The following is a 20,679-nucleotide window of genomic DNA, read 5'->3' as shown; positions in this document are numbered from 1 at the left end:
CACTAAAAAGTGGGCTTAAAGAGAGTTAATTGAGTTGCTGAATTTCTATGCCCTCAATAAAAGTTGGGCGTTTCTTTGGCATTTCATATTGAGTATTCAATCCTTCAGAAGGATTATATGAATCAGGGTGAATTAGCACGACTCTACTATTATTTAAATATGCTGATAAGGTCGCAAGAATTACGCAATCATCACAAAAATTCTTCCACCTTTGATTGCTAGATACGGCTAGGTGAGGATTAGAGTCAAAAAACTTGTCTTCCAAAGGCAGTGAATATTCAAGTCTTTTAAGCAAGCCCTTCAAAAATGATTCATCTTTTTGGGTGCGGTATTTATTCATATGCCATTCAAGATTAGACTGACTTGCCATAACAATGGTTGATAAACCAAATGGTGCCATGTAGACGCCATGGTGAATATCTCGACTTTTCATATCGCTACTCCTTTCCGCCTAGCTAACCGCTTGAGGCCATGATTAAGATTTCTAAATGACCCATTTGCCAATGAAATAGCCTCTAATAAAACTTCGTCGTTTAAAAAGACATTTTTATTTTGGGCAATTTCTTTTGCTAATGGCAAATACTCCTCAGGAGCGCCCGCATTCATTTCAATCAATACGCATCTATCTTTTAGACCTTTATCAAGCTCAGATATGTTGTTGGTTGTCAGAATAAAAACTGCCCTATGGGTATTCATAGCTGATTTCAAACTCTGCTGAGCTAACTTGGTTAAGTTATCGACTTCATCAAGGATGATGTAGTGAAGCCCGCTAGAGTTAAAGGACATGACGTTTAAGATATTGCCTATAAGCGTCATTACCTGTGGCCCATTGAATCCTTGCTGACAGCCAATAAAGGTTTCTGGGCTATTTAAGCCTACGCCAGCTTTACCTTTTTCGATTGCGTCAGGTAGCAAGTTCGCGAGAGTGGTTTTTCCTGTCCCATAGACTCCGTAAAGAAGTAATCCTGATTTGCCGCTTGAAGGTATCTCTTCGATATTTGTGACAATATCTTCGATTCGTAATCGACTTTCAGGATTGCTGTAGTGGATGTCAAAAACATTTTGAGGTGCATTTTGGTTCTCCTTATTCATTTTTAATTCCTTTCAATAGGTAAGGAATGGCGGCATAAGGCCGCCATTCTGTCAGTTAGGCTGCTTTAGCTAACTTCGCTTCGGCATCATTAGCCGCATCGACAACTCGTTTTGCTTCAACAGTAATTTCTTGCTGTTTCGCATAAAGAGCCGCAAATGCCGCTTTAACAAGACTTGCGTTACGAAGAACAGCTTTAACGTCAAAGCCGCCCTGACTGTTTTGCTCCGCCAACAGTACGCAGGTGTCACCCATAAAATCAGCATCTGCCACCATTGAAAGCATTTCTGAATTTGCGCTACCAAGAGGCTTCATTTTTTCAAAATGCTCTTTTGCCATTTCAGCTTTATCTGTAACGCTTACAAATGTTTCACTATGCCCCAACTTAATTTCTTGAACCCCGCCTTCCTTTTCAATCCAGTCAGCAAGTTCTGAGAAAGACACATTTAACTTTTGAGCCTTTCGTAAAACAATTGAATAGGTGCTCAAGCGACGTCTATCAATGTCGCCGAATACAGCGCGAATAACTCGTGTGATTAAAGGCTTAGTTTTGTTGTACTTATAGTTACGTGATTTATAAAACTTCTCAAGCGCAACTAAACGAGCCTTAGCATCACCAATTGAAAGCTCTCCGCAAAACTGTAAGCACTGAGCTAGCACTTGATACAACGCTTGATTGCTCGTTCTGTACGCACCTTCTTCCCAAGTAATGCGGCTTTCTTCCATTGCCCCTAAAAGCTTTGACGCATTAGTAGCAATAGAAGCCTTACGAGCCTTCTTTTGTTTGTCGTTTAAAACGACGTTGCTAGTTGCTGTTGTTTCTACTACGGTTGTTAATGTATTCATGATTAACTCTCTTTCTATGTGTATTAAAAGTATGGTTGCTTGTTAAGAATTTAACCGCTTGCCATGAGATAGATACTAAGGCTACATAGCACTTTTTCTGATACACTAATAGACATCCTGCTATTTAAAAGTTAAGAAAATGAAAGTAAGATTTCTCGCCGACGCTCCTAATTTCGGAACTAAAAATAAGCCCGCAAAAATATCGCTTCAAACCAGAAGCCCTTATTACTGGTGGTGGGTTTATTTGCGCCGTAATGAGGATTACTTAAAGTGCTGTGAGAATGGCGGCAAGGGCAAGTACGCAAAACTCTATAAAGATTTTGGGGATGTGCGAGAAGATAACTTCAAGAAGTGGTGGAAGGAAAAAGGAGTCGAGCTATTTTCTGAAAAGCATGTATCGGAAGGTGGTGATATGGTGCTAATGGAGTTGACAGATAAGGCACAGTGGAATAAATCGTGGACTGACGATAAAGTCCTTGTAGTGGCTATGCCGCTGACATCTAGTAAAAGATATTTACAGAGTCGATTTAATGCGTTGTTAAACAAGAGACACACAATTAAAAGAGGGCGTCAGTACAAAACATTCGAAGAAAGCTCTGCTAAGTACCCGCTTGCTAAAAATTACACTATTAGAAATCTAGAAACTACTTTAGCTGTTTACGATGAATATCTAAAGCACAAAGGACAAATTCCCAAAGTTCCTTATTGGAAGATTGGGCAAAGTATGCGTTTGGTACCCTCCGCAATGACAACGGATAACATGAGCATGAACGAGCGACAGGTTTATAGAAATGTCATGGGCGCAAGCGTAAAGCGATATATCACTAACGCAGAGAAGATGATTGCCAATGCCGGATTGGGTAAGTTTCCGTTGAGTAAATAGTGTCGTTTTAAACGACAAATTTGATATCCTGTTAAAACTTAAACTAAGCGTGGAGAAATTATGGATTTCTATCTAAAAGCACCAGCTTGGAATGATGCAAAATGTCCCGACTTATCTTCTACAGCAACCGAAAGGAACTTTAAAACTGTAAAAGCCGACAGAGTAATCAAAGTTGTTAATGCGATGTATAGAAATGCTGAAGTCAGCGGAACTTTTGTTCTTGCGCCTTCTGTGAAGTTACCCTTGGGTAAGGTTGGAAAAAAGAGAGTGGAAGTTTATTGTTGTTGGTTTGGGCATAAGCTTCCATCGGAAAAGGGCATTAAGTTGCTGGTACAGCTAGTCTCAGCAGAAGTAAAGCAAGACTATGTTGGCGAAGTTGTCACCAACATAGCGAAATAGTTAAACAAGCTCCACAGCGGCTTTAAGCTGTGTTGGGCTTGAATATAGATAGCTAGCAGTAGTACTGATGTTTCTATGTCCAGCTAGGCTCTTCAATATATGGATAGCTGTACCTTTATTGGCAAGGCCAGTTAGAAAGCTACGTCTTCCGCTATGACTACTCGCACCATCTAAGCCTACGTTGCGATATAGGTAAAAGAAGTACTGGGCTAGGGAGTTAGCTGAGAAACCTGCTTGTTTCTGTGTGTAGAACAAAGGCTTGCTGGCATCTCTAATGCGTAATACTCGCAAATACTGGCTAATTTCCTTGCGCATACGTTCATTTAAGTAAACAGTACGGGCATGCTTTCCCTTGGTTTGCTCGGGCATTAAGCGTACTTCATCCTTAATTGTGTTGTCGCTGTTTAAAACGTCGTTTATACGTAGTGCGGCAACTTCACCTACTCGCATACCCGCGTAGTGTGTAAGTAGCAACATAGCGCGATTACGTGCGCTGTGCCTACGTGTAGCGACGTGATCTAAAACTCTGCGTAGTTCTTGTGGATTTAAAACTCTAGCTTGTGACATACGTTCTCCCTGAAATGTAATAAATACAGAGCTACAGTATGTTTTCTTATGTTTGGTGAGAGCAACCGAAAATGGCTAAGAAAGAACCTTCCACAATTCAAAGACTTAGCTGATTTCATAATCTTTTATTAATTAGATTATGTTTTCGTGGCATTTTCGCCACGATATTTCATGAAGTATTTATAAGCCCTACAAGCTGTTTGATTTCGGGTTCTGCTACCCAAGTAAGCGAAAGCTTCTAATCATCGCTTAAACGAAGGATTTACCCTGAATGGGTCTACAGCTATTAAATTTCTGGGCTACGAAAAATTAATAGGTAGCTGAAGCTTTTCGGGTGGTGATTTTCTACCTATACCCCCCTTAGTAGTAAGCGAGCTAACACTCGCTTGTGATTTCGCTTGTCGCTCATCACATTTCTTTCTTCTTAAATTGTTTGTATTGGCTTTCTCTAGATTCAACCTACACTGAGCCTTAAGCAACAGGCTCAGTTATAGAGAAGAAATAAGGAAAAGGACTTTCTCTGAGTTCTTTACTACACCACTTAGGGCACAACCCAATTGGGTAAGGGCGGTTTTGCTGTCTCCTTTTATGTGCGGCCGTAAAACGCAACAATGACATCAGCATTAAGTGGCTACCAATGTCTTGTTCGCAAGTTGCTGTGTAAGCAGGGCTTGCTCGTGATTCATTTAATCTTTGTGCTGAAATATTCTTGTATCAATTAGTAAGCAACTCTAATGACGTCCTGTAAAGGATAGTGATACTAAGTCTCTGCTACTGCCCAGAATTTCCATGACTGCGACTCTAAGTCCAGCTTTAGGGTGACATAACGACTGGGTGTCACTGCCCTTGTTTCAGTAGTAATTTATAAAGTTATTTAGTTAAACCTAATAAAAGAAGAGTAGAAATGAATGTGATTATTAGGTTCATGTGGCTTTTGGCATAAAGAGGTTGCTCTTTCAAAAAGGCCGACAATAAATTAAGTGTGCCCATTCATACAAAGGAGAAAACGATGAGCGCACTTAATAGTTTGAAGTTGGTTAATTCTAAAAAACCAACAGCAATTCCACCCATCCTTCATCGCCGTCATAAGTTAGGCAACAAAGTCTGGGAGCAAATCCAATTAGCTAAAGCCCAAAAGGAAGGTGGCACTTACAGCGTTAAGAAATATAAAAGCATTAAAGACGCTGATGGTTCTCGTAAAACAATTGAGCATCAAAAGCGGGTACGTCCCTGGTGGTTTGTTGCTAATGATGGCAAGGTTTGCTTAAACATCCGCTATGGAAGTCGCGTTATTGAATTTGCTAAAGGCAAGTCTGCTGTAGAGGTTGCTAGTGCTGATGAGCTGATTAAAGCCCTTGAGATTGTGAAGGGGGCAGTAGAAGCCGGAGAGCTCGATACACAAATTGAGCAAGCTAGCGGCGCTGTACGTGCAGGGTTTGGTAAGTGAGTAACCAAGTGCTAATGCTAATCATAGTGTTAGCACTTTTTCTTTGGATTGATTAAATGAAAACTTTTGAAGCCTACGTACGGGCTAATGGCTACGTCGTCAAAACAAGAATCATGGCAAGTAGCTCGCAAGACGCTTACTTTTTACTGATTGGGCAATATGGGGTGGAGAACATCGTACATTTGCCCATGGAGGTTTAGTTATCGATTCCCTAGTTTCTCGTACGTTCCCGCTAAATATAAGGAAAGGAGAAACGTATGAGAATGTACGAAATTGCCAATGCAGAAGATCAACTAGGGCTACTGCGAATCATTATGAATAACACTTGGAGTGCTATTAGCCAACAAGCTAGTGCCCAGGCTAAACAAAAGGCGGCAGAAGCAAGCAAACCCAAAGCCAAAGCTCCGAAAGCCCCAAAGCCCAAAGCAGTGAAATTGCCGCAAAGGCCGACGCCCAGTCCAATACCTCAGCAAGCAAGGCCAGCGCCGCCTACTGTAACTAAGCCAGCACCCCAATATAAAACGATTGCTCCATCAAAGCTAAAAGCACAACCTACCATCACTACGAGATCGCCAGAAGAGCAAAGAATGTTTCAGGCTTACTTAAAAGGCGAGACACCCAAACCGCTCTAATGATTCAAAATCGCGGTTTGATCTGTGGGATATGGTTTTTAACGGTTGACAGATTTTCTGGTTGACAGGTAATGCGTAAATCAATACCGAGTCTTTAATCTTGGCATCCACTTTGTTGTGATTCTCTTCTCATGCCTATTGAATTTCTGTTGTTTACGTAGGCCAGAGTTTGTATTTAAAACTCTGGTTAATTTAATCAATAACGAGCACCCTTGATTTCTATGTATTGCTTTACAGGTGATGCGCGAATGACTAAGGGGCTTATGTGTTTTGTGCTCACAGGTATAGCTCAAGTACCCAATACTCAGTATTTTCTCGTTACTGTTAATGGCGTCTTGTAGGCTTTGATCAAATCTCTCATAGCAAGACCAGCGTGAGTCAACCGAAGTAGTTTTAAGTTTTCTAGGTTTCATATGTTTAGCAGTCGTTTAAAACGACAAATCTTTAACCCGCCAACTTCTCCGCAGCTAATGTGGCTGTGAGCTTGCTATAAAAGCGTTCTAGCATTTGTACAGACGTGCCCATTTGCTTTGCTAGCGTGTGAATATCCATGCCCCATTCAACTAAGCTAAACGTAGCGTAGGTGTGTCTAAAGCTGTACAAAGTGCGCTTAGCACCAGTTGTAGAAAGCAATAGCCCTGAGTCTTTCATCAGCCATTTAAAACTACTAACAAAGTCATATGGGCGTTCACCATTGGGATGGCGCCATAAGAATTCTTCACGCTTTTCTTCCAGTAATTGATCAAGCGTTAAATGATCCCATTCCTTAAAGCGTTGTTTTAGGCGCTCTATTACTGGAACTGCCTCATGCCTTGCTATAAGCCAGCGTGGGCCCGTTTTTCCACTTACCCATATTCGTAGGTATCTAATGCTCTTGTCTGTATGCCACTCTAAGTGTCGCCATTGAATATTGAATGCTTCTGTGCCATGACGCATTCCTGTAGCTAGGAGTACTTCTATGTAATCTCTTAGAAGTAGTCTTCCGTTATGCGCTTCCTCGGTTTTGCCTCCTTCACTCCATGTTTTTAGAAACTCTAATAAGTAGTCAATTTCCTTTCTTGTGAAAGCAGGTCTTGGCTTACTCTTTTCGCCCTTAGTGCCCAGCCTTGGAACTGGATGCTTATCGCTGAGCCAACCCCTTTTAATTGCTAAATCAAATACTCTGTTGTAAGCGGAGAAGTGAGTCATCATTGTGGATTGCATGAGTTTGCGTTTCATCTTCTCGCTACGCCAAACTTCATATTCCGCAATATCTTGATGGCTGATGCTAGTCAGGTGCTTCTTACCAAAGAACGGGATTAGATAGTTGTCGATTACTGATATGTAATCTACATAGATCTTTTTACCCACCCCGTTATCCAGGTCGCTTTGTAGCTCTACCTTAGTTGCTTCTGCGGCTGAATCAAAGCGTTTATTAAGCGGCGGTAATCCCAGCTCTTCCATAAAGCGGGCTCTATCGTATATGTCGCCAGCTTTCTTCTTGGCGTATTCGAGATCTTCGTAGCCAGTGCTGACTCTGTGCCACTTCTTATCAAATAGCCTAAAGCGCATTTGCCACTGTTTGCTTCGTTCACGCTTATAAAGAGTGATGTTGCCATCCCTCATATGTACTAGCTTGCCAGTGGCTAGGTTTTCTAGGTATTTGAGCTGAGGGGATTTTTCAGTGGTGGGGGTGCTTTGAAAGAAAAGGGTGAGCAGCTCAGTTTCTTTAGGCATGTTTCTCTAGCTGAAAAACATAGCTTAATTTCGGTGTGCAGGGTTGGGCAAGACCGATTTTGTTTTTTCTAGCCCTATAGTAAAGTTCAAGAATGGCAAATTACGCAATCATTGTTGATCTAGAAACTACTGGCTTAGATAGTGGTAGAGATCAAATTATTGAAATTGGAGCAATTAAAGTAGATCTCGATACTGGCGAAGTAATAGATCAATTTCAGACTCTTACAAAGCCTGATGATGTCTACGGATTCTTTGACGATGAAGATGAGGATATTGAAGATAGTGATGTGGAGCCCGACAGGTTGGATCCTTTTATCGTTGAGCTAACTGGAATTACTGATGAAATGCTTGAAGGTGCGCCCAGCAATCCAGAGGCTGTAGAGGCTTTCTTTCAGTTTGCTGGCGACTTGCAGATATGGGCGTATAACGCAGGGTTTGATAGTAAATTTTTAAATAACCATACAGAAGAACATCGTCCATTAAAGGATGTCTTGGCTTTAGCAAGAAGAGCTTTCCCGGAATTGGAAAATCATAAGCTGTCTACAGTCGCGCAACAACTCAATGTTTCTGTGGAGGGAGCTCATCGAGCTATCGCTGATTGTTTAATAACTAAAGAAGTTTTATTACGGGGAATTAAGTATCAGATAGAAAATCCACATCCATTTCATCATGGCTTTAAAGCATCAGACTATCTACCAAAAGAAGAGGGTATATTTTTTGGCAAGATAATTGTTTTCACAGGTGCGCTGGTGACAATGACTAGGGATGGGGCAGCAACTCATGCTAGTCAGTTTGGATTTAAGATTGGCTCAAGCGTAACAAAGAAGACTAATTACTTGGTGGTGGGAATTCAAGACTTAACAACTCTTGCAGGGCACGATAAAAGTACTAAGCAACGAAAGGCTGAAGAACTAATCGCAGAAGGGGTTAAGATTGAAATTCTTACTGAAAATGACTTTATAAAAATGTGTGGGATTGCTACATGACTTCTGAAAATTCCGATGTAATCAGAAAGCAAGTTGAGCAGTATCTAAGTAATAAAGACTTAGAAATTGAGCTTGAGGATACAAATAAGGAATACACAATCGTTTATTCCACAAATATCCTTGCTCAGGAGTCTGATGACACTAGCAAATTAACTAGAAATTATTGGATTAATCAAAATAAGAATGGCGGACAAATCAGCTCCCCTTGGGGCTCATATGAGCATGCCCAACAGTTATCGCTTGTTGCAAACCTCATAATCTTTGCCAAATATAAGATCAAGAGCATCACAAAGGGCTGGAAGATGATTTGTCAGAAGTGTGGATCTGAGCAGCAAGGACCGATTTGGAGAAATAGCCTTAAATCATGTGAGCAGTGTGGCACCCAGTACAAACCTGAAGATAAAACAAAAATCTCTGCGTCCTGACCCGTCGTTTAAAACGACAATTTTTGTAGACAAGGTGTGTACCGCGTATTTACCGTAAAAACACCGTTTTTCATGGGAAGAAGAATTTAGACGGCTTGAAATAGCTCTCTAGGCTAAATTACGCTAAAATACCGAGTTCGGCGAATTAGCTCAGCTGGTTAGAGCGACGGAATCATAATCCGCAGGTCCGGGGTTCAAATCCCTGATTCGCCACCAAATATAGGGCTAGAAGAGAATCTTCTAGCCCTTTTCTTATGCAGGCGCTCAATCGGCGCGAATATTAGCCTTTAAGACAACTTCTTTCCAAATGCGTTGTTGTTGGGCTATTAAGGCAGCAAATTCCGCTGGGGGACCTCCACCTATAACAGCATCTTCGCTTGCAAATCGTTCTGCTACTGCCGGTGTTCTGAGAGCCTTATAGGATTCCTCCTGAATGCGTTTAATGATGTTCTTGGGAGTTTTTGCTGGAACTAGGATTCCATACCATTGAACAGATTCAAATCCCTTATAGCCCGATTCCGCAACAGTTGGAACGTTTGGCAAAGAAGCAATTCTTTGGGGTGTACCAACTGCAATTGCCCTTAGCTTGCCTGAGCGAATGTATTGCAATAGGGCGGGGGTGCCAGCAGAAAAAACTTGAATCCTGCCCGCCAGAAGATCGGTTAATGCAGGTCCGGTTCCCTTGTAAGGAATGTGGGTGATATCCATTCCGGTAGTCAGCTTAAGGTATTCCATAGCGAGATGTCCCGCGCTGGCGTTGCCTGCAGAGCCGTAATTTAATTTACCAGGATTGTTCTTGGCATAGGCTATGAGTTCCTTGAGATTTTCAACTGGCAATTCTGGATTTACAACAAATAAGCTGGGCACTGTAGCAAGCAGGGTGACTGGAGCAAAGTCTTTATTAACGTCATATCCTGTATTTGAAAAGATGTAGGGATTCACCGCCATGGATCCAACATGCCCCAGGATCATGGTGTAACCATCTGGCGCAGATTTCGCAACTTCTTGCATAGCTGGGACACCGCCACCACCAGCTTTATTTTCCAATATGACTGGATAAGGTAGTTGACGAGAAAGTTCTTGACCAACCGTACGCGCAACGATATCGGATGTTCCCCCGGGGACAAATGGCACAATAAAGCGAATAGGTTTTTGTGGCCAAGTTGATTGAGAAAAGCTGGCGCTTAAGTAAGTAGCTAATGTTGTTGCAAGGCAACCATGTAGCATTAGGCGACGCTGTTTGTTGGTAATTGCATTTTTCATACTTTGTCTCTCATCCAGTTTGATGTTTTTGTATTTTTATATGCGGCAGCTTTTTAAGTGCTCGCTTAAGATTCAATTTTGAATGATATTGGACGGATCCGGTCTGGCACATGAATAAATTTTGGAACTTTCTACTTTTCCAGGCGGGTTGGTTTGCTTGTGTCTTGGGCGCAGCCAATCAACGGGTGTTTTGGGCTGCTCTCGGAACATTTGTCTATATAGCTGTCCATGCCTGGCGCTCACCTTCTCCAAGAACAGAAATCAGTCTTTTACTCAAAGTGTTCATCTTTGGTTTGGCGGCGGATACCCTCATCATGCATTTAGGTTATTTGGATTTTCGAGATGATTGGCCATCGCCGTACTTATCACCCTTGTGGATGTGGGTCTTGTGGGTTTTGGTGGCAACCACTATTAATGGTTCTTTGACGTGGTTGCGAGGAAGACCCGTTTTAGGGGCTGTTTTAGGCGGTATTGCTGGGCCGATGTCGTATGAAGCAGGTATTCGGATGGGGGCTGGGGGATGGGGCCCTGGCGGCCAAATTACTGGATTTATCCTGGTTGGGGTAGTCTGGGCCGTGGCTATTCCTCTCTTTTTCTACTGGGACCAAGCCAATCAAGCCCAGCCTAGCAAAAAATCCGTAAATTCGCTTTAAAAGTCGCTTGCAAATACTACTGTTTTTATATACAGTAACTCCTAAGTTGTTACACAGTAGATAAAACTTCGGGAAAAAGCCCAGTACATAGCGAAAAGGGAATCAAAAATGGCCTTGGATGACAAAAGAAAATCAGCCTCTTCAGAATTTGAAGGAATGAGCGGAGACAAGCAAAAAGCACTAACAGCAGCACTGGCGCAAATTGAGAAGCAATTTGGTAAAGGCTCAATCATGCGATTGGGTGATGCTGAAATTAGTCAAGATATTCAGGTGGTATCAAGCGGTTCACTGGGGTTGGATATTGCTCTTGGAGTTGGTGGTTTGGCGCGCGGTCGTGTAATTGAAATTTATGGCCCAGAATCTTCTGGCAAAACAACGCTCACATTGCACGCAATCGCAGAAATGCAAAAGCTCGGCGGTACTTGCGCGTTTATCGATGCAGAGCATGCACTGGATGTTCAGTACGCATCACGCCTTGGTGTTGATGTAAATAATCTTTTAATCTCTCAGCCAGATACTGGCGAACAAGCTTTAGAAATTGCAGATGCATTGGTGCGCTCTGGTTCTATTGACTTGATCGTGATCGACTCTGTTGCTGCCTTAGTCCCTAAGGCTGAGATCGAAGGCGATATGGGCGACTCTTTGCCTGGCTTGCAAGCTCGTTTGATGAGTCAGGCCTTGCGTAAGTTGACCGGCGCAATCAAGCGCACTAACACTACCGTGATCTTTATTAATCAGATTCGTATGAAAATTGGTGTGATGTTTGGTTCACCAGAGACAACCACTGGCGGCAATGCTCTGAAGTTCTATGCATCTATGCGTTTAGACATTCGCCGTATCGGTAGCATCAAAAAAGGTGATGAGGTTGTTGGTAACGAAACTCGCGTTAAGGTTGTGAAGAACAAAGTTTCCCCTCCATTCCGTGAAGCCATTTTTGACATCATGTACGGCGCTGGTATTTCTAGAGAAGGCGAAATTATTGATATGGGTGTCGAAGCAGACCTCGTTGAAAAGTCAGGCTCTTGGTATAGCTACAACGGCGACCGCATTGGTCAGGGTAAAGATAATGTGCGTGAGTTCTTAAAAGAGAATCCAGCTATTGCTCAAGATATCGAGAAAAAGATTCGTGAGAAGCTTGGTGTCAAGGCTGGTTCAGCAGTAGTGACTGATGTACTTGCTGAGGAAGAAGAAGTCGAATAACAGCGTTGAATAATTCAATGTCAGATTTAAGTAGCAATAAAAAGCCCAAACAAAGCCCGAGTCTCAAAGCTCGGGCTTTGCGACTTTTATCCCTACGGGAATATAGTCGCAAGAGCTTGGCTGCCAAATTAGCTGAATCTGAGGCTAGATGGGGTAAATTAGGTGGAGATCAGGCCGAGCAAACTCCAGAGGCTAGAAATATCCAAATTGAGGCAGTTTTGGATGATTTTGAGGCTCGTGGGTGGTTGTCTGATGAGCGTTTTGCGGAGGCCTTGGTTCGTCGTCGTAGTGAGCGGTACGGCATGAGAAAGATTGCCGACGAGCTCGAAAGGGCGGGTGTAGATTCAAAGCAGTCAGCCAAATTGCTGGGAGCATTAAAAGAGACTGAATTTCAGCGCGCCTACGAGCTTTGGATGCGCAAATATGGTCAGCGAGCCACGGATCAAAAAGAGCGTGCTCGACAATATCGATTTCTAGCTTCTAAGGGCTTTGGATCGGATATCGTTGCCAAGATCATTGGCGGACAAACCCCTGATTAGGGCAATTACGGATCAGAAAACCCTATTTGCGGCGTTGCAGCATGATAGACTTATGGAGTCGGTCAAGCCGTTCGCATTTATTCAAAATTGGCTAATTTAGCTATTTCTAGAGTAAGCATGGGATCAAGGCAACATCGGTTTAACTTATCCTCATTGCTTGCTAAAAAAGATACCGTTTCGGAGTAATTATGAAAATTCACGAGTACCAAGGCAAAGAACTTCTTCGCCAATTTAATGTGCCAGTTCCTAACGGCATCCCTGCATTTAGTGTTGATGAGGCGGTGAAAGCTGCTGAAAAACTGGGAGGCCCAGTATGGGTTGTGAAGGCACAGATTCATGCTGGTGGTCGCGGTAAAGGCGGTGGTGTGAAATTGGCTAGAAGCATGGACGAAGTGAAGAAATATGCTTCTGAAATTTTGGGCATGCAGCTCAAGACGCATCAAACTGGACCTGAAGGTCAAAAAGTAAATCGCCTCTTAATTGAAGATGGCGCTGATATTAAAAAAGAGTACTACTTCAGTATCGTTACAGACCGTGGCACACAGAAGAATGTGATCATGGCCTCTAGCGAAGGCGGTATGGATATTGAAGAAGTTGCAGAATCTCACCCAGAAAAAATTATCAAAGTATTTGTTGATCCAATGGTTGGTTTGACAGATGCGGATTGCGACATTGTTGCTAAAGGTATTGGCGTTCCTGAGGCGTCTATTCCAATGGCACGTGACGTATTCAAAAATCTTTACAAGACTTACTGGGATACCGATGCATCATTGGTTGAAATCAACCCATTAATTCTCGAAGGTAACGGCAAAATCAAGGCTTTGGACGCAAAGTTCAACTTTGATCCAAATGCATTGTTCCGTCATCCAGAAATCGTTGCTTACCGCGATATCGATGAGGAAGATGCCGCTGAAATCGAGGCTTCCAAATTTGACCTCGCTTACATCTCTCTCGACGGCAATATTGGCTGTTTGGTTAATGGTGCGGGCTTGGCGATGGCCACAATGGACACTATTAAGTTGTTTGGTGGCGAACCTGCAAACTTCTTAGACGTTGGTGGTGGTGCTACAGCAGAAAAAGTTACTGAAGCATTCAAGATCATGTTGAAGAACAAGAGTGTTGAAGCAATTTTGGTAAACATCTTCGGCGGCATTATGCGTTGCGATGTGATTGCTGACGGTGTTGTTACTGCATGTAAAGCAGTAAACCTCACGGTACCTTTGGTCGTGCGTATGAAGGGTACAAACGAAGAGTTGGGCAAGAAGATTCTTGCGGACTCAGGTTTGCCAATTATTAGCGCCGACTCAATGGCTGAAGCCGCTACAAAGGTAGTTGCTGCTGTTGCCAAAAACAAATAATTCAGGAATTTCAATATGTCTATTTTGATCAATAAAAACACCAAAGTCATTACACAAGGTATTACTGGTAAGACAGGTCAGTTCCATACTGAAAAATGTCAGGAATACGCAAACGGTAAGAATTGTTTCGTTGCCGGTGTAAACCCTAAAAAAGCTGGTGAGTCTATTTTTAACATTCCAATTTATGGAACTGTTAAAGAGGCTGCTCAGCAAACTGGTGCAACCACTTCTGTAATTTATGTACCGCCTCCAGGTGCTGCTGCTGCGATTTGGGAAGCGGTTGAGGCTGACCTCGACTTCGTTATCTGTATTACTGAAGGCATTCCTGTGCGTGACATGCTTGAAGTGCGTAATAAGATGCATGCAAAAGAAGCTGCTGGCGGCAAAAAGACTTTATTGCTTGGCCCTAACTGCCCAGGCATCATCACTCCAGATGAAATCAAGATCGGCATCATGCCTGGTCATATTCATAAGAAAGGCCGCATTGGTGTTGTTAGCCGTTCCGGTACATTGACTTATGAAGCGGTTGGTCAGTTGACATCAATTGGTTTAGGTCAGTCCACAGCAGTTGGTATCGGTGGCGACCCAATCAATGGTTTGAAGCACATCGATATTATGAGAATGTTCAATGAAGATCCAGAGACTGATGCTGTGATCATGATTGGTGAAATCGGCGGTCCAGACGAGGCTGAAGCTGCTCGCTGGTGCAAAGACAATATGAAAAAGCCAGTAGTTGGCTTTATTGCCGGCGTAACAGCGCCTCCAGGCAAGCGTATGGGTCACGCAGGCGCGTTGATTTCTGGCGGTGCCGATACTGCTGATGCGAAATTGGCTGTAATGGAAGAATGTGGCTTCAAAGTCACAAAGAATCCATCAGAAATGGCTGCTTTATTGAAAGCCATGTTGTAATTAGTGTTTTGGAAAAGGGTGCTGCTAAAACGGCATCCTTTTTTGTAGTGCCAAGTAGTTAAAAATAAAATAAAACATAAGAGAAACGTAGGAGACACCATGGATTTATCAGCATTTTCAGACGCTACCTTTTGGGCAGCGCTCTTATCAATCATCGTTGCAAATATTTTGCTATCCGGTGATAACGCAGTTGTGATCGCTTTAGCATCACGCAACTTGCCGCCAGCACAGCAAAAGAAAGCGATTTTCTGGGGCAGTGCTGCCGCAATTGTTTTGCGGGTAGTGCTTACTATTACAGCAGTAGCATTGCTTACTTTGCCGTACTTAAAAATCGTTGGCGGTTTGTTATTGCTCTATATCGGTATTCAGCTTTTATCGGATAGCGGTGGCGAAGAACATATGGAAGCCAAGACCAGCATTTGGGCCGCTATTCGTACGATCTTAATTGCCGACCTAGTAATGAGTTTGGACAACGTATTGGCTGTTGCAGCTGCAGCTCAAAAAGGTCCGGAAGAGACTCGTCTACTCTTGTTGATTATTGGCTTGGGAATGTCTATTCCGTTGATCATTTTTGGTAGCGCCATGCTGTTGAAGGTGATGGAGCGTTTCCCAATCATTATTACTTTGGGTGCTGGCCTTTTAGGTTTGTTGGCTGGCGGTATGTTGGTGGATGATCCTGCGATCAAAGACAGCATTCAGGCTGCATTAGGTGATGCCAAGCTTGCTTTTGAGGTTATTGGTGTCGCTATTGTAATTTTGGCGGGCACTTATCTTAAGAAGAAGAACGCTGCAAAAGCGCATTGATTTTCTTACGGATGAATCAGAAAAGCCGGCCTTCACAGCCGGCTTTTTCATTTGTAACTGCCCTTGAATGCAAAAGGCGTAGACTGGATCATGAGGTATTTCACCTTAGGAGCCAGAATATATGCAAAGCATTAGTAGCCAATTTGAAAATCTCAAAACCCCTCAAGATCAAAATCTAGAATCTGGATTTACTTTGATCGAGGTGATGGTTGTCGTGGCCATTATTGGTATCTTAGTTGCGGTAGCGGTACCTCAATATCAAGATTACATCGCTCGAAGTCGCGTTGTGGAAGGTATGAATTTGTCATCCAGCGCTAAGCTCGCCGTAACGGAGGCTTTTGCAAGTCGTGGAACTGTATCAATGGATGATGCAACTAGTGGGGCTTTCACTTTTACGCCAACTCGTAGTGTTAAGTTAATAGAAATCACACCATCTGGCGCTATTGCAATTGACTATCAAGTAAGCGTGGCTCCAGAGGGTAAAAATACCCTCCATTTAGTTCCCACCAATGAACCTGATGCAAATGCACCTAGGGCATTAGATCTATCAAAGCCAGAAGGTTCAACTTGGGCGGGTGGTTGGTCTTGTCGATCAACTGAAACCAATTTATTGCCGCAATTATTGCCTTCAGAGTGCCGCATTACTAGGTAAAGCCTTTCTACCTTCAATGTATCCTATGGGCTATGTCTGATATCAATACCTCATGGATGTAGCATGCTGAAAAATTCCTCTTGGAGATCGGAAGATAGAGATGCATTTTTGGATATTGCCAAAGGATTGGCAATCATCCTGGTCGTATTGGGCCATGTGATTCAGGGTAGCGCTCAAAACTTTGATGAGCTCATTGGGTTTAGAGTGATCTACTCGTTTCACATGCCCTTATTCGTATTTTTATCGGGCGCTGTTGCTGCAATCGCCTTTAAGCCCGAGAGGGTGGAGCAGGGCTTTAAGGCTAGCTTGCTACTAGCAAAGTCGAAGATATTTAAAGCGGTGATTCGATTGTTGCTCCCCTTTATTTCTTGGTGCGCAATCAATCAACTCATATACCACCATAGCAGTGATGTCTTATCAGCTCTGGTACTAGCTTTTAGGCGACCAGACACAGCACTCTGGTTTTTGCTGGCCATTTTTTATTGCATCATGCTAACTTGCGTTTTCGATATTCTCTTATCAGCGATCTATCTGATGTCTCAAAAGGTGGGCTTGAATGACATTGCTGAGTTGCTCTCAGACGGGCGCATTCAAATTCTCGTGATGATTGTGCTCTGGTTGTTGATTAGGGAGCATACACCTAGGGGTGCTGGGGTCAGCCTATTGCGACCATACTTCCTTTACTACTTGCTCGGTATGGGTTTTTATCGTTACCTATATCCCAACATGTCTACTTGGAAATATTTAGTGTCATGTGGATTGTTTTTAGCGCTCATTCCATTTTGGTCGAGAACTGCGCCAAATAATTTTGTAGACCCTATGGGCCTAACTTTTATTGGTGCAAAGTTTTTATATTTCTACGCTGGGTTGGTAGCAATTACTGGAGCATTTGCAATATTGAGTCTTGCAAAATGGGTTTCATTGAGGAAAAAAGGCATTGCACAGAACTTTTTAATTTTATGCGGTCAGTTATCGCTGGGCATATATGCGATCCACTACTTTTTCCTGAGCTACTCACCCAAGGTCTTGGCCCCATTGCTTCTTAGTGTTGGGCTGTCATATGGAATTAATCGAATCCCAGTATTAAGAACAATTTTATTGGGAGAAAAATAGAGGCTGTTAGCTATGCTAAAAGTTGCATGCTCTTGAAGCTACTAAGGTTAGCGTTTACTTTCCTGCTTCCCAAGCACCACTCTTTTCTAAGAGTTTGATATCACCCATGACCATGCCACGATCTACTGCTTTGCACATATCGTAGATTGTGAGTAGGGCAACTTGAACTGCGGTGGGAAGCCCAGTAAAAACAACGAACTAAGAAAAATTAAAAGTCAAAGAGTCGAACTCTGCTTAGTTAAATTAACAAACTAGTGGGACCAAATTGGGTCTCGAAAAAGTAGAACAAGAGTTGTATGAGACTGAATCTATAAGCATATTAGCTAAGCGCAAATCGATGTTTATGATGGCTCAGTAGGACGCATGCCATCCGAATACTAGATGGGCTGATACCCCTTTACGCTTTTCTAGAAGCTGTCCGTACCATACCCCTAGCCCATATTTTTTAAAAAGGGTCCCATCCAGATAACCCCTTTACCTTGATTTTTTTAAGCGATTTGGTGTTTATATTATTTATGGATGATAAAAGGTTGTTGTATAAATAAGCAATTTTCATAACTACTTATGTCAAAAGCACACTCTCTTACTTAATTGCACTCTAAATACCGCCCAGATATAGATGGATAAAGAGCTATTTTAGTTTTTATTTGCTTGATTCCATTTTGGTCACGAACTGCAGAGTTTTATTATTCTAGTTTTATCGATTTTCCATGTGAAGCCCGATATTTTTATATGGGTATTGTCGCAATTTCAGGGGCGTATATTGTTCTTGGTTTTGCGAGAGCAAATACCTCTTCTAATATTAGAGTTTCAAAAAAATTTCTTATGTTTTTGCAGGCAAATTTCGCTAGAGATCTATGCACCCCATTATTTTTTATTGACCTATACGTCAACTATAATTACCCCACTAGCACTAAGTATTGCGATTAGTTTTTTACTAAATAATATTCTAATTGTTTAATCTATATTTTTAGCAGAATCACCATTTTATATAAGAAAATAGAAAGTCAAGCCTTTAGGAGTGCCATTTATTGGCGTTAATGGTAGTCATGCTCAAGATCTGTAAAAAATAGTTTAAGATGATTTGATATTCACCATAAAGTAAATTATGAAATACATACTAATATTAATTACACTTTTCTTGCTTGTTGCTTGTTCCGGTGCCAAAACGAATAACAGTGGTGTTGTAAATGCATTTACTAGCTGGAATGCAAGTTCTCCAAATTCAGCGGTTAATTTTACTGCTGGCAACTCATCCTCAGTGTCTTCTGTAGGCTCCATTTCCCAACAAGATTCAAGCATCTCGGGTTCAATGATTTTTGATGGCGCCAGAAATTTAAATAGCGCAACATTTACTCCATTTGGAGGTACGACAATTACTTTTAGTATTGCAAATGGATCCACAATTTTCTTGGATTCTAGCGGTGGCAATTATTTTCTTAAGGATAAAGCTGGTTCAACCATAGGAATTACACCAAATCCATATTTACAAGGTTTTCAGTATCAAACCTACGGTGCTTGGGGTCCAGCTATTACAAGTGGCTCTGGAGGAGGTTCGGGCACGAGTACATTGACCTCTTCCTATGCCATCAGTATTGGAAGCGCTACGGCAGGAAGCGCTATCCCGGTTGTTGGTTCAGCTACGTTCACAGGAACGGCTGGAGGGTATTATTACGTGTCTGCCTCCCAAACAAATGTCACAAGCGCATCTATGTCTGCAACAGTTAATTTTTCTTCAAGAAGTATTAATTTTTCAACTTCAAATACTAGTACTGTAAACACTGCTACCGGTGGTTATGCTAATGCAGCTTCCCTTAACTTAGCTGGAACTATGAATTATGCAGCAGGCTCCGGAAGATTTTCTGGGCCAGTGACAACCCCTGGCGGCGGCGCTCTTCAAGGAAATCTTTTGGGTGCATTTTATGGCCCCAACGCTAATGAAGTCGGCGGAACTTTTTCCCTAAATTCACCCACAGGAGCAACGTTTGTTGGTGGTTTCGGTGGCAAGCGCTAGTCATTTTTATAAATACTTAAGGGTGCTAATGTTGGCACCCTTTTTTGTTTGTTCCCTTGCAAATGCATTAACTCCTAGGGAGATTCAAGCTCAGTTCAATATAGGCACTTCTCTAATGGAGGAAATGCCGGAAGAAGCGGTTCAAGTATTTCGTAATCTGTATGAGCAATCTTCAACAATTCGCATCCAATTAGAGCTAGCTAGAAGCTTATATTTGGCAGGTCGCCTTGAGGAAGCTAAAGATGAGTTTATTAATATTCTTAACAGGCCCATTCCCATTACAGTTCGAGATAAGGTCGAGTGGTACTTAAGTGAAATCCAAAAAAGACAGACCGCTAAGGTCTATTTAGGCTTATATCAAGACTCTAATCCAGGTTACATCACTAGCGCCAGAACGGTCAGTATTTTTGGGCAGACGCTTTCGTATCAGCCCGCACAAAATACCAATTCAGAAACTGGGCTTGCGGTTGGTGTGGAGGCTGAGCGAGAACTTGTTCCGCAATCGGGTTATTTTTTACAAGCCAACATTAATACTGCAACTTATCAAACCAATGCATTTAATAAGCAAGATTTAGATTTTAGTTTTATTAAACGCTGGCAGGGATATGACTATAAAGATTTGCGGGTTGGTCATGAGACCATGTTTTATGGTGGAACCGTTCTATATAACTATGACTATTTGGCTACCCGTTGGGTCTTTAACCTTCCAAACCAAGACTATTATGGGTTTTTAGTTAAAGGCGGTCCGATAGATTATCCAACCTATAGCTATCTTTCTGGGTCACAAACTCAAGCTCAAATTTTTTATAACCACAATATCACTCGAGATCTAACACTCTACCTAGAAACAGGCGGCGATAAAACTCCGGCATCTCAAAATGCGTATAGTTCATATGGATTTTACGGAACAATTGGCACCCAAATTGCTGATGATTACACCAATATACAGGCCAATTTAAAGGCGTCTCAACTACGAAGAAATTATTGGGACTCTGATCCATTTTGGGGGCAGGTACGTCAAGATCGTGGACAGTTGTATTTTCTCTCTATTACTAAGCGAGATTTTTATATCATGGGCCTAAGGCCAAGTATTGATATAACCTATCAATCAAATAATTCGTCAATCCCATTTTTTACTTACAACAAAATATTTGGTGGAATCTTTTTTAAAAATGTTTACTAG

22 protein-coding genes, 1 tRNA gene and 1 pseudogene are annotated in these 20,679 nt (G+C 42.2%); 17 read left to right on the top strand and 7 right to left on the bottom strand.

The genetic code is table 11. From position 1 onward, the window contains the following. Window positions 1-25 precede the first annotated feature (25 nt). Genes ICW03_RS09830 through ICW03_RS09820 form a run of 3 tightly spaced genes read right to left on the bottom strand, consistent with a single transcriptional unit; the run spans window position 26 to window position 1,936 of the window. Window positions 26-433, bottom strand: coding sequence for a hypothetical protein (locus tag ICW03_RS09830; protein ID WP_215347765.1), 408 nt, complete (start codon window positions 431-433; stop codon window positions 26-28). Next, window positions 430-1,092, bottom strand: a complete 663-nt coding sequence (locus tag ICW03_RS09825) for an AAA family ATPase (RefSeq protein WP_215347763.1) — start codon at window positions 1,090-1,092, stop codon at window positions 430-432. Before ICW03_RS09825 ends, ICW03_RS09830 begins: the two co-directional genes overlap by 4 nt. Window positions 1,093-1,147: 55 nt before the next feature. Continuing rightward, window positions 1,148-1,936: a hypothetical protein gene (locus ICW03_RS09820; RefSeq protein ID WP_215347761.1), complete on the bottom strand. Its 789-nt coding sequence runs from the start codon at window positions 1,934-1,936 to the stop codon at window positions 1,148-1,150. 139 nt (window positions 1,937-2,075) lie between these two features. Between ICW03_RS09820 and ICW03_RS09815 the strand changes: the two genes are divergently transcribed. Both ICW03_RS09815 and ICW03_RS09810 read left to right on the top strand, forming a co-directional pair. Further along, on the top strand, window positions 2,076-2,819 hold the full coding sequence (locus ICW03_RS09815; protein WP_215347759.1) for a hypothetical protein: 744 nt from the start codon (window positions 2,076-2,078) through the stop codon (window positions 2,817-2,819). A gap of 60 nt (window positions 2,820-2,879) precedes the next feature. Beyond that, window positions 2,880-3,218 (top strand): hypothetical protein, encoded by a 339-nt coding sequence (locus ICW03_RS09810; protein ID WP_215347757.1) that lies wholly within the window; start codon window positions 2,880-2,882, stop codon window positions 3,216-3,218. Here the strand turns inward: ICW03_RS09810 and ICW03_RS09805 are convergent, their stop codons facing one another. Continuing rightward, complete coding sequence (locus ICW03_RS09805) at window positions 3,219-3,785, bottom strand: site-specific integrase (protein WP_215347755.1); 567 nt, start codon at window positions 3,783-3,785, stop codon at window positions 3,219-3,221. A gap of 982 nt (window positions 3,786-4,767) precedes the next feature. On the opposite strand from ICW03_RS09805, the gene ICW03_RS09800 reads away from it, so the two are divergent. Next, window positions 4,768-5,232 (top strand): DUF6641 family protein, encoded by a 465-nt coding sequence (locus tag ICW03_RS09800; RefSeq protein ID WP_371819875.1) that lies wholly within the window; start codon window positions 4,768-4,770, stop codon window positions 5,230-5,232. A gap of 257 nt (window positions 5,233-5,489) precedes the next feature. Further along, window positions 5,490-5,864 (top strand): hypothetical protein, encoded by a 375-nt coding sequence (locus ICW03_RS09795; protein WP_215347751.1) that lies wholly within the window; start codon window positions 5,490-5,492, stop codon window positions 5,862-5,864. Between the two features lie 444 nt (window positions 5,865-6,308). On the opposite strand, the gene ICW03_RS09790 is transcribed toward ICW03_RS09795, so the two are convergent. Next, window positions 6,309-7,580 carry a tyrosine-type recombinase/integrase gene (locus tag ICW03_RS09790; RefSeq protein WP_251374391.1) on the bottom strand — a complete coding sequence of 424 codons (1,272 nt, stop codon included), beginning with the start codon at window positions 7,578-7,580 and terminating at the stop codon, window positions 6,309-6,311. Window positions 7,581-7,672: 92 nt separating this feature from the next. Between ICW03_RS09790 and ICW03_RS09785 the strand changes: the two genes are divergently transcribed. The 3 genes from ICW03_RS09785 to ICW03_RS09775 all read left to right on the top strand — a co-directional run bounded on the left by ICW03_RS09785 (window position 7,673) and on the right by ICW03_RS09775 (window position 9,207). Beyond that, window positions 7,673-8,566 carry an exonuclease domain-containing protein gene (locus tag ICW03_RS09785; protein WP_215347749.1) on the top strand — a complete coding sequence of 298 codons (894 nt, stop codon included), beginning with the start codon at window positions 7,673-7,675 and terminating at the stop codon, window positions 8,564-8,566. Then, window positions 8,563-8,991: a hypothetical protein gene (locus ICW03_RS09780; RefSeq protein ID WP_215347747.1), complete on the top strand. Its 429-nt coding sequence runs from the start codon at window positions 8,563-8,565 to the stop codon at window positions 8,989-8,991. The genes ICW03_RS09785 and ICW03_RS09780 overlap by 4 nt, the downstream gene beginning before the upstream one ends. A 139-nt stretch (window positions 8,992-9,130) precedes the next feature. Further along, window positions 9,131-9,207 (top strand) — tRNA-Met (locus ICW03_RS09775). A gap of 48 nt (window positions 9,208-9,255) precedes the next feature. Here the strand turns inward: ICW03_RS09775 and ICW03_RS09770 are convergent. After that, a complete protein-coding gene (locus tag ICW03_RS09770; RefSeq protein WP_215347745.1) occupies window positions 9,256-10,254 on the bottom strand; it encodes a tripartite tricarboxylate transporter substrate binding protein in 999 nt (332 codons plus the stop codon). A 110-nt stretch (window positions 10,255-10,364) separates the two neighbouring features. Between ICW03_RS09770 and ICW03_RS09765 the strand changes: the two genes are divergently transcribed. The 8 genes from ICW03_RS09765 to ICW03_RS09730 all read left to right on the top strand — a co-directional run bounded on the left by ICW03_RS09765 (window position 10,365) and on the right by ICW03_RS09730 (window position 17,482). Beyond that, complete coding sequence (locus tag ICW03_RS09765) at window positions 10,365-10,907, top strand: DUF2878 domain-containing protein (RefSeq protein ID WP_215347743.1); 543 nt, start codon at window positions 10,365-10,367, stop codon at window positions 10,905-10,907. Between the two features lie 108 nt (window positions 10,908-11,015). Next, a complete protein-coding gene (recA, locus tag ICW03_RS09760) occupies window positions 11,016-12,107 on the top strand; it encodes a recombinase RecA (RefSeq protein ID WP_215347741.1) in 1,092 nt (363 codons plus the stop codon). Between the two features lie 17 nt (window positions 12,108-12,124). After that, window positions 12,125-12,646, top strand: coding sequence for a recombination regulator RecX (gene recX / locus ICW03_RS09755; RefSeq protein ID WP_215347739.1), 522 nt, complete (start codon window positions 12,125-12,127; stop codon window positions 12,644-12,646). A 188-nt stretch (window positions 12,647-12,834) separates the two neighbouring features. Further along, the gene (sucC, locus tag ICW03_RS09750; protein WP_011903667.1) at window positions 12,835-14,004 is read left to right on the top strand and encodes an ADP-forming succinate--CoA ligase subunit beta; all 1,170 of its coding nucleotides are present in this window, start codon (window positions 12,835-12,837) and stop codon (window positions 14,002-14,004) included. A gap of 15 nt (window positions 14,005-14,019) precedes the next feature. Further along, the gene (gene sucD, locus ICW03_RS09745; RefSeq protein WP_215347738.1) at window positions 14,020-14,913 is read left to right on the top strand and encodes a succinate--CoA ligase subunit alpha; all 894 of its coding nucleotides are present in this window, start codon (window positions 14,020-14,022) and stop codon (window positions 14,911-14,913) included. A gap of 99 nt (window positions 14,914-15,012) precedes the next feature. Then, entirely contained in the window at window positions 15,013-15,717 is a 705-nt protein-coding gene (locus ICW03_RS09740) for a TerC family protein (protein WP_215347736.1), read from the top strand. A gap of 121 nt (window positions 15,718-15,838) precedes the next feature. Further along, a complete protein-coding gene (locus ICW03_RS09735) occupies window positions 15,839-16,369 on the top strand; it encodes a pilin (protein WP_215347734.1) in 531 nt (176 codons plus the stop codon). Between the two features lie 63 nt (window positions 16,370-16,432). After that, a complete protein-coding gene (locus ICW03_RS09730; protein WP_215347731.1) occupies window positions 16,433-17,482 on the top strand; it encodes an acyltransferase family protein in 1,050 nt (349 codons plus the stop codon). 54 nt (window positions 17,483-17,536) lie between these two features. Here the strand turns inward: ICW03_RS09730 and ICW03_RS09725 are convergent. After that, window positions 17,537-17,656, bottom strand: a pseudogene (locus ICW03_RS09725) (cyclic pyranopterin monophosphate synthase MoaC); the annotation flags it as partial. A gap of 934 nt (window positions 17,657-18,590) precedes the next feature. Here ICW03_RS09725 and ICW03_RS09720 point away from each other — a divergent pair. Both ICW03_RS09720 and ICW03_RS09715 read left to right on the top strand, forming a co-directional pair. Beyond that, complete coding sequence (locus tag ICW03_RS09720; protein ID WP_215347730.1) at window positions 18,591-19,496, top strand: transferrin-binding protein-like solute binding protein; 906 nt, start codon at window positions 18,591-18,593, stop codon at window positions 19,494-19,496. Between the two features lie 28 nt (window positions 19,497-19,524). Beyond that, window positions 19,525-20,679 carry a surface lipoprotein assembly modifier gene (locus ICW03_RS09715; RefSeq protein WP_215347728.1) on the top strand — a complete coding sequence of 385 codons (1,155 nt, stop codon included), beginning with the start codon at window positions 19,525-19,527 and terminating at the stop codon, window positions 20,677-20,679.

This window comes from Polynucleobacter sp. MWH-Aus1W21, from assembly GCF_018687275.1.
GTDB lineage: Bacteria > Pseudomonadota > Gammaproteobacteria > Burkholderiales > Burkholderiaceae > Polynucleobacter.
Note: the sequence above shows the minus strand (reverse complement) of the source record. Positions and strands in the feature narration are given on the sequence as shown.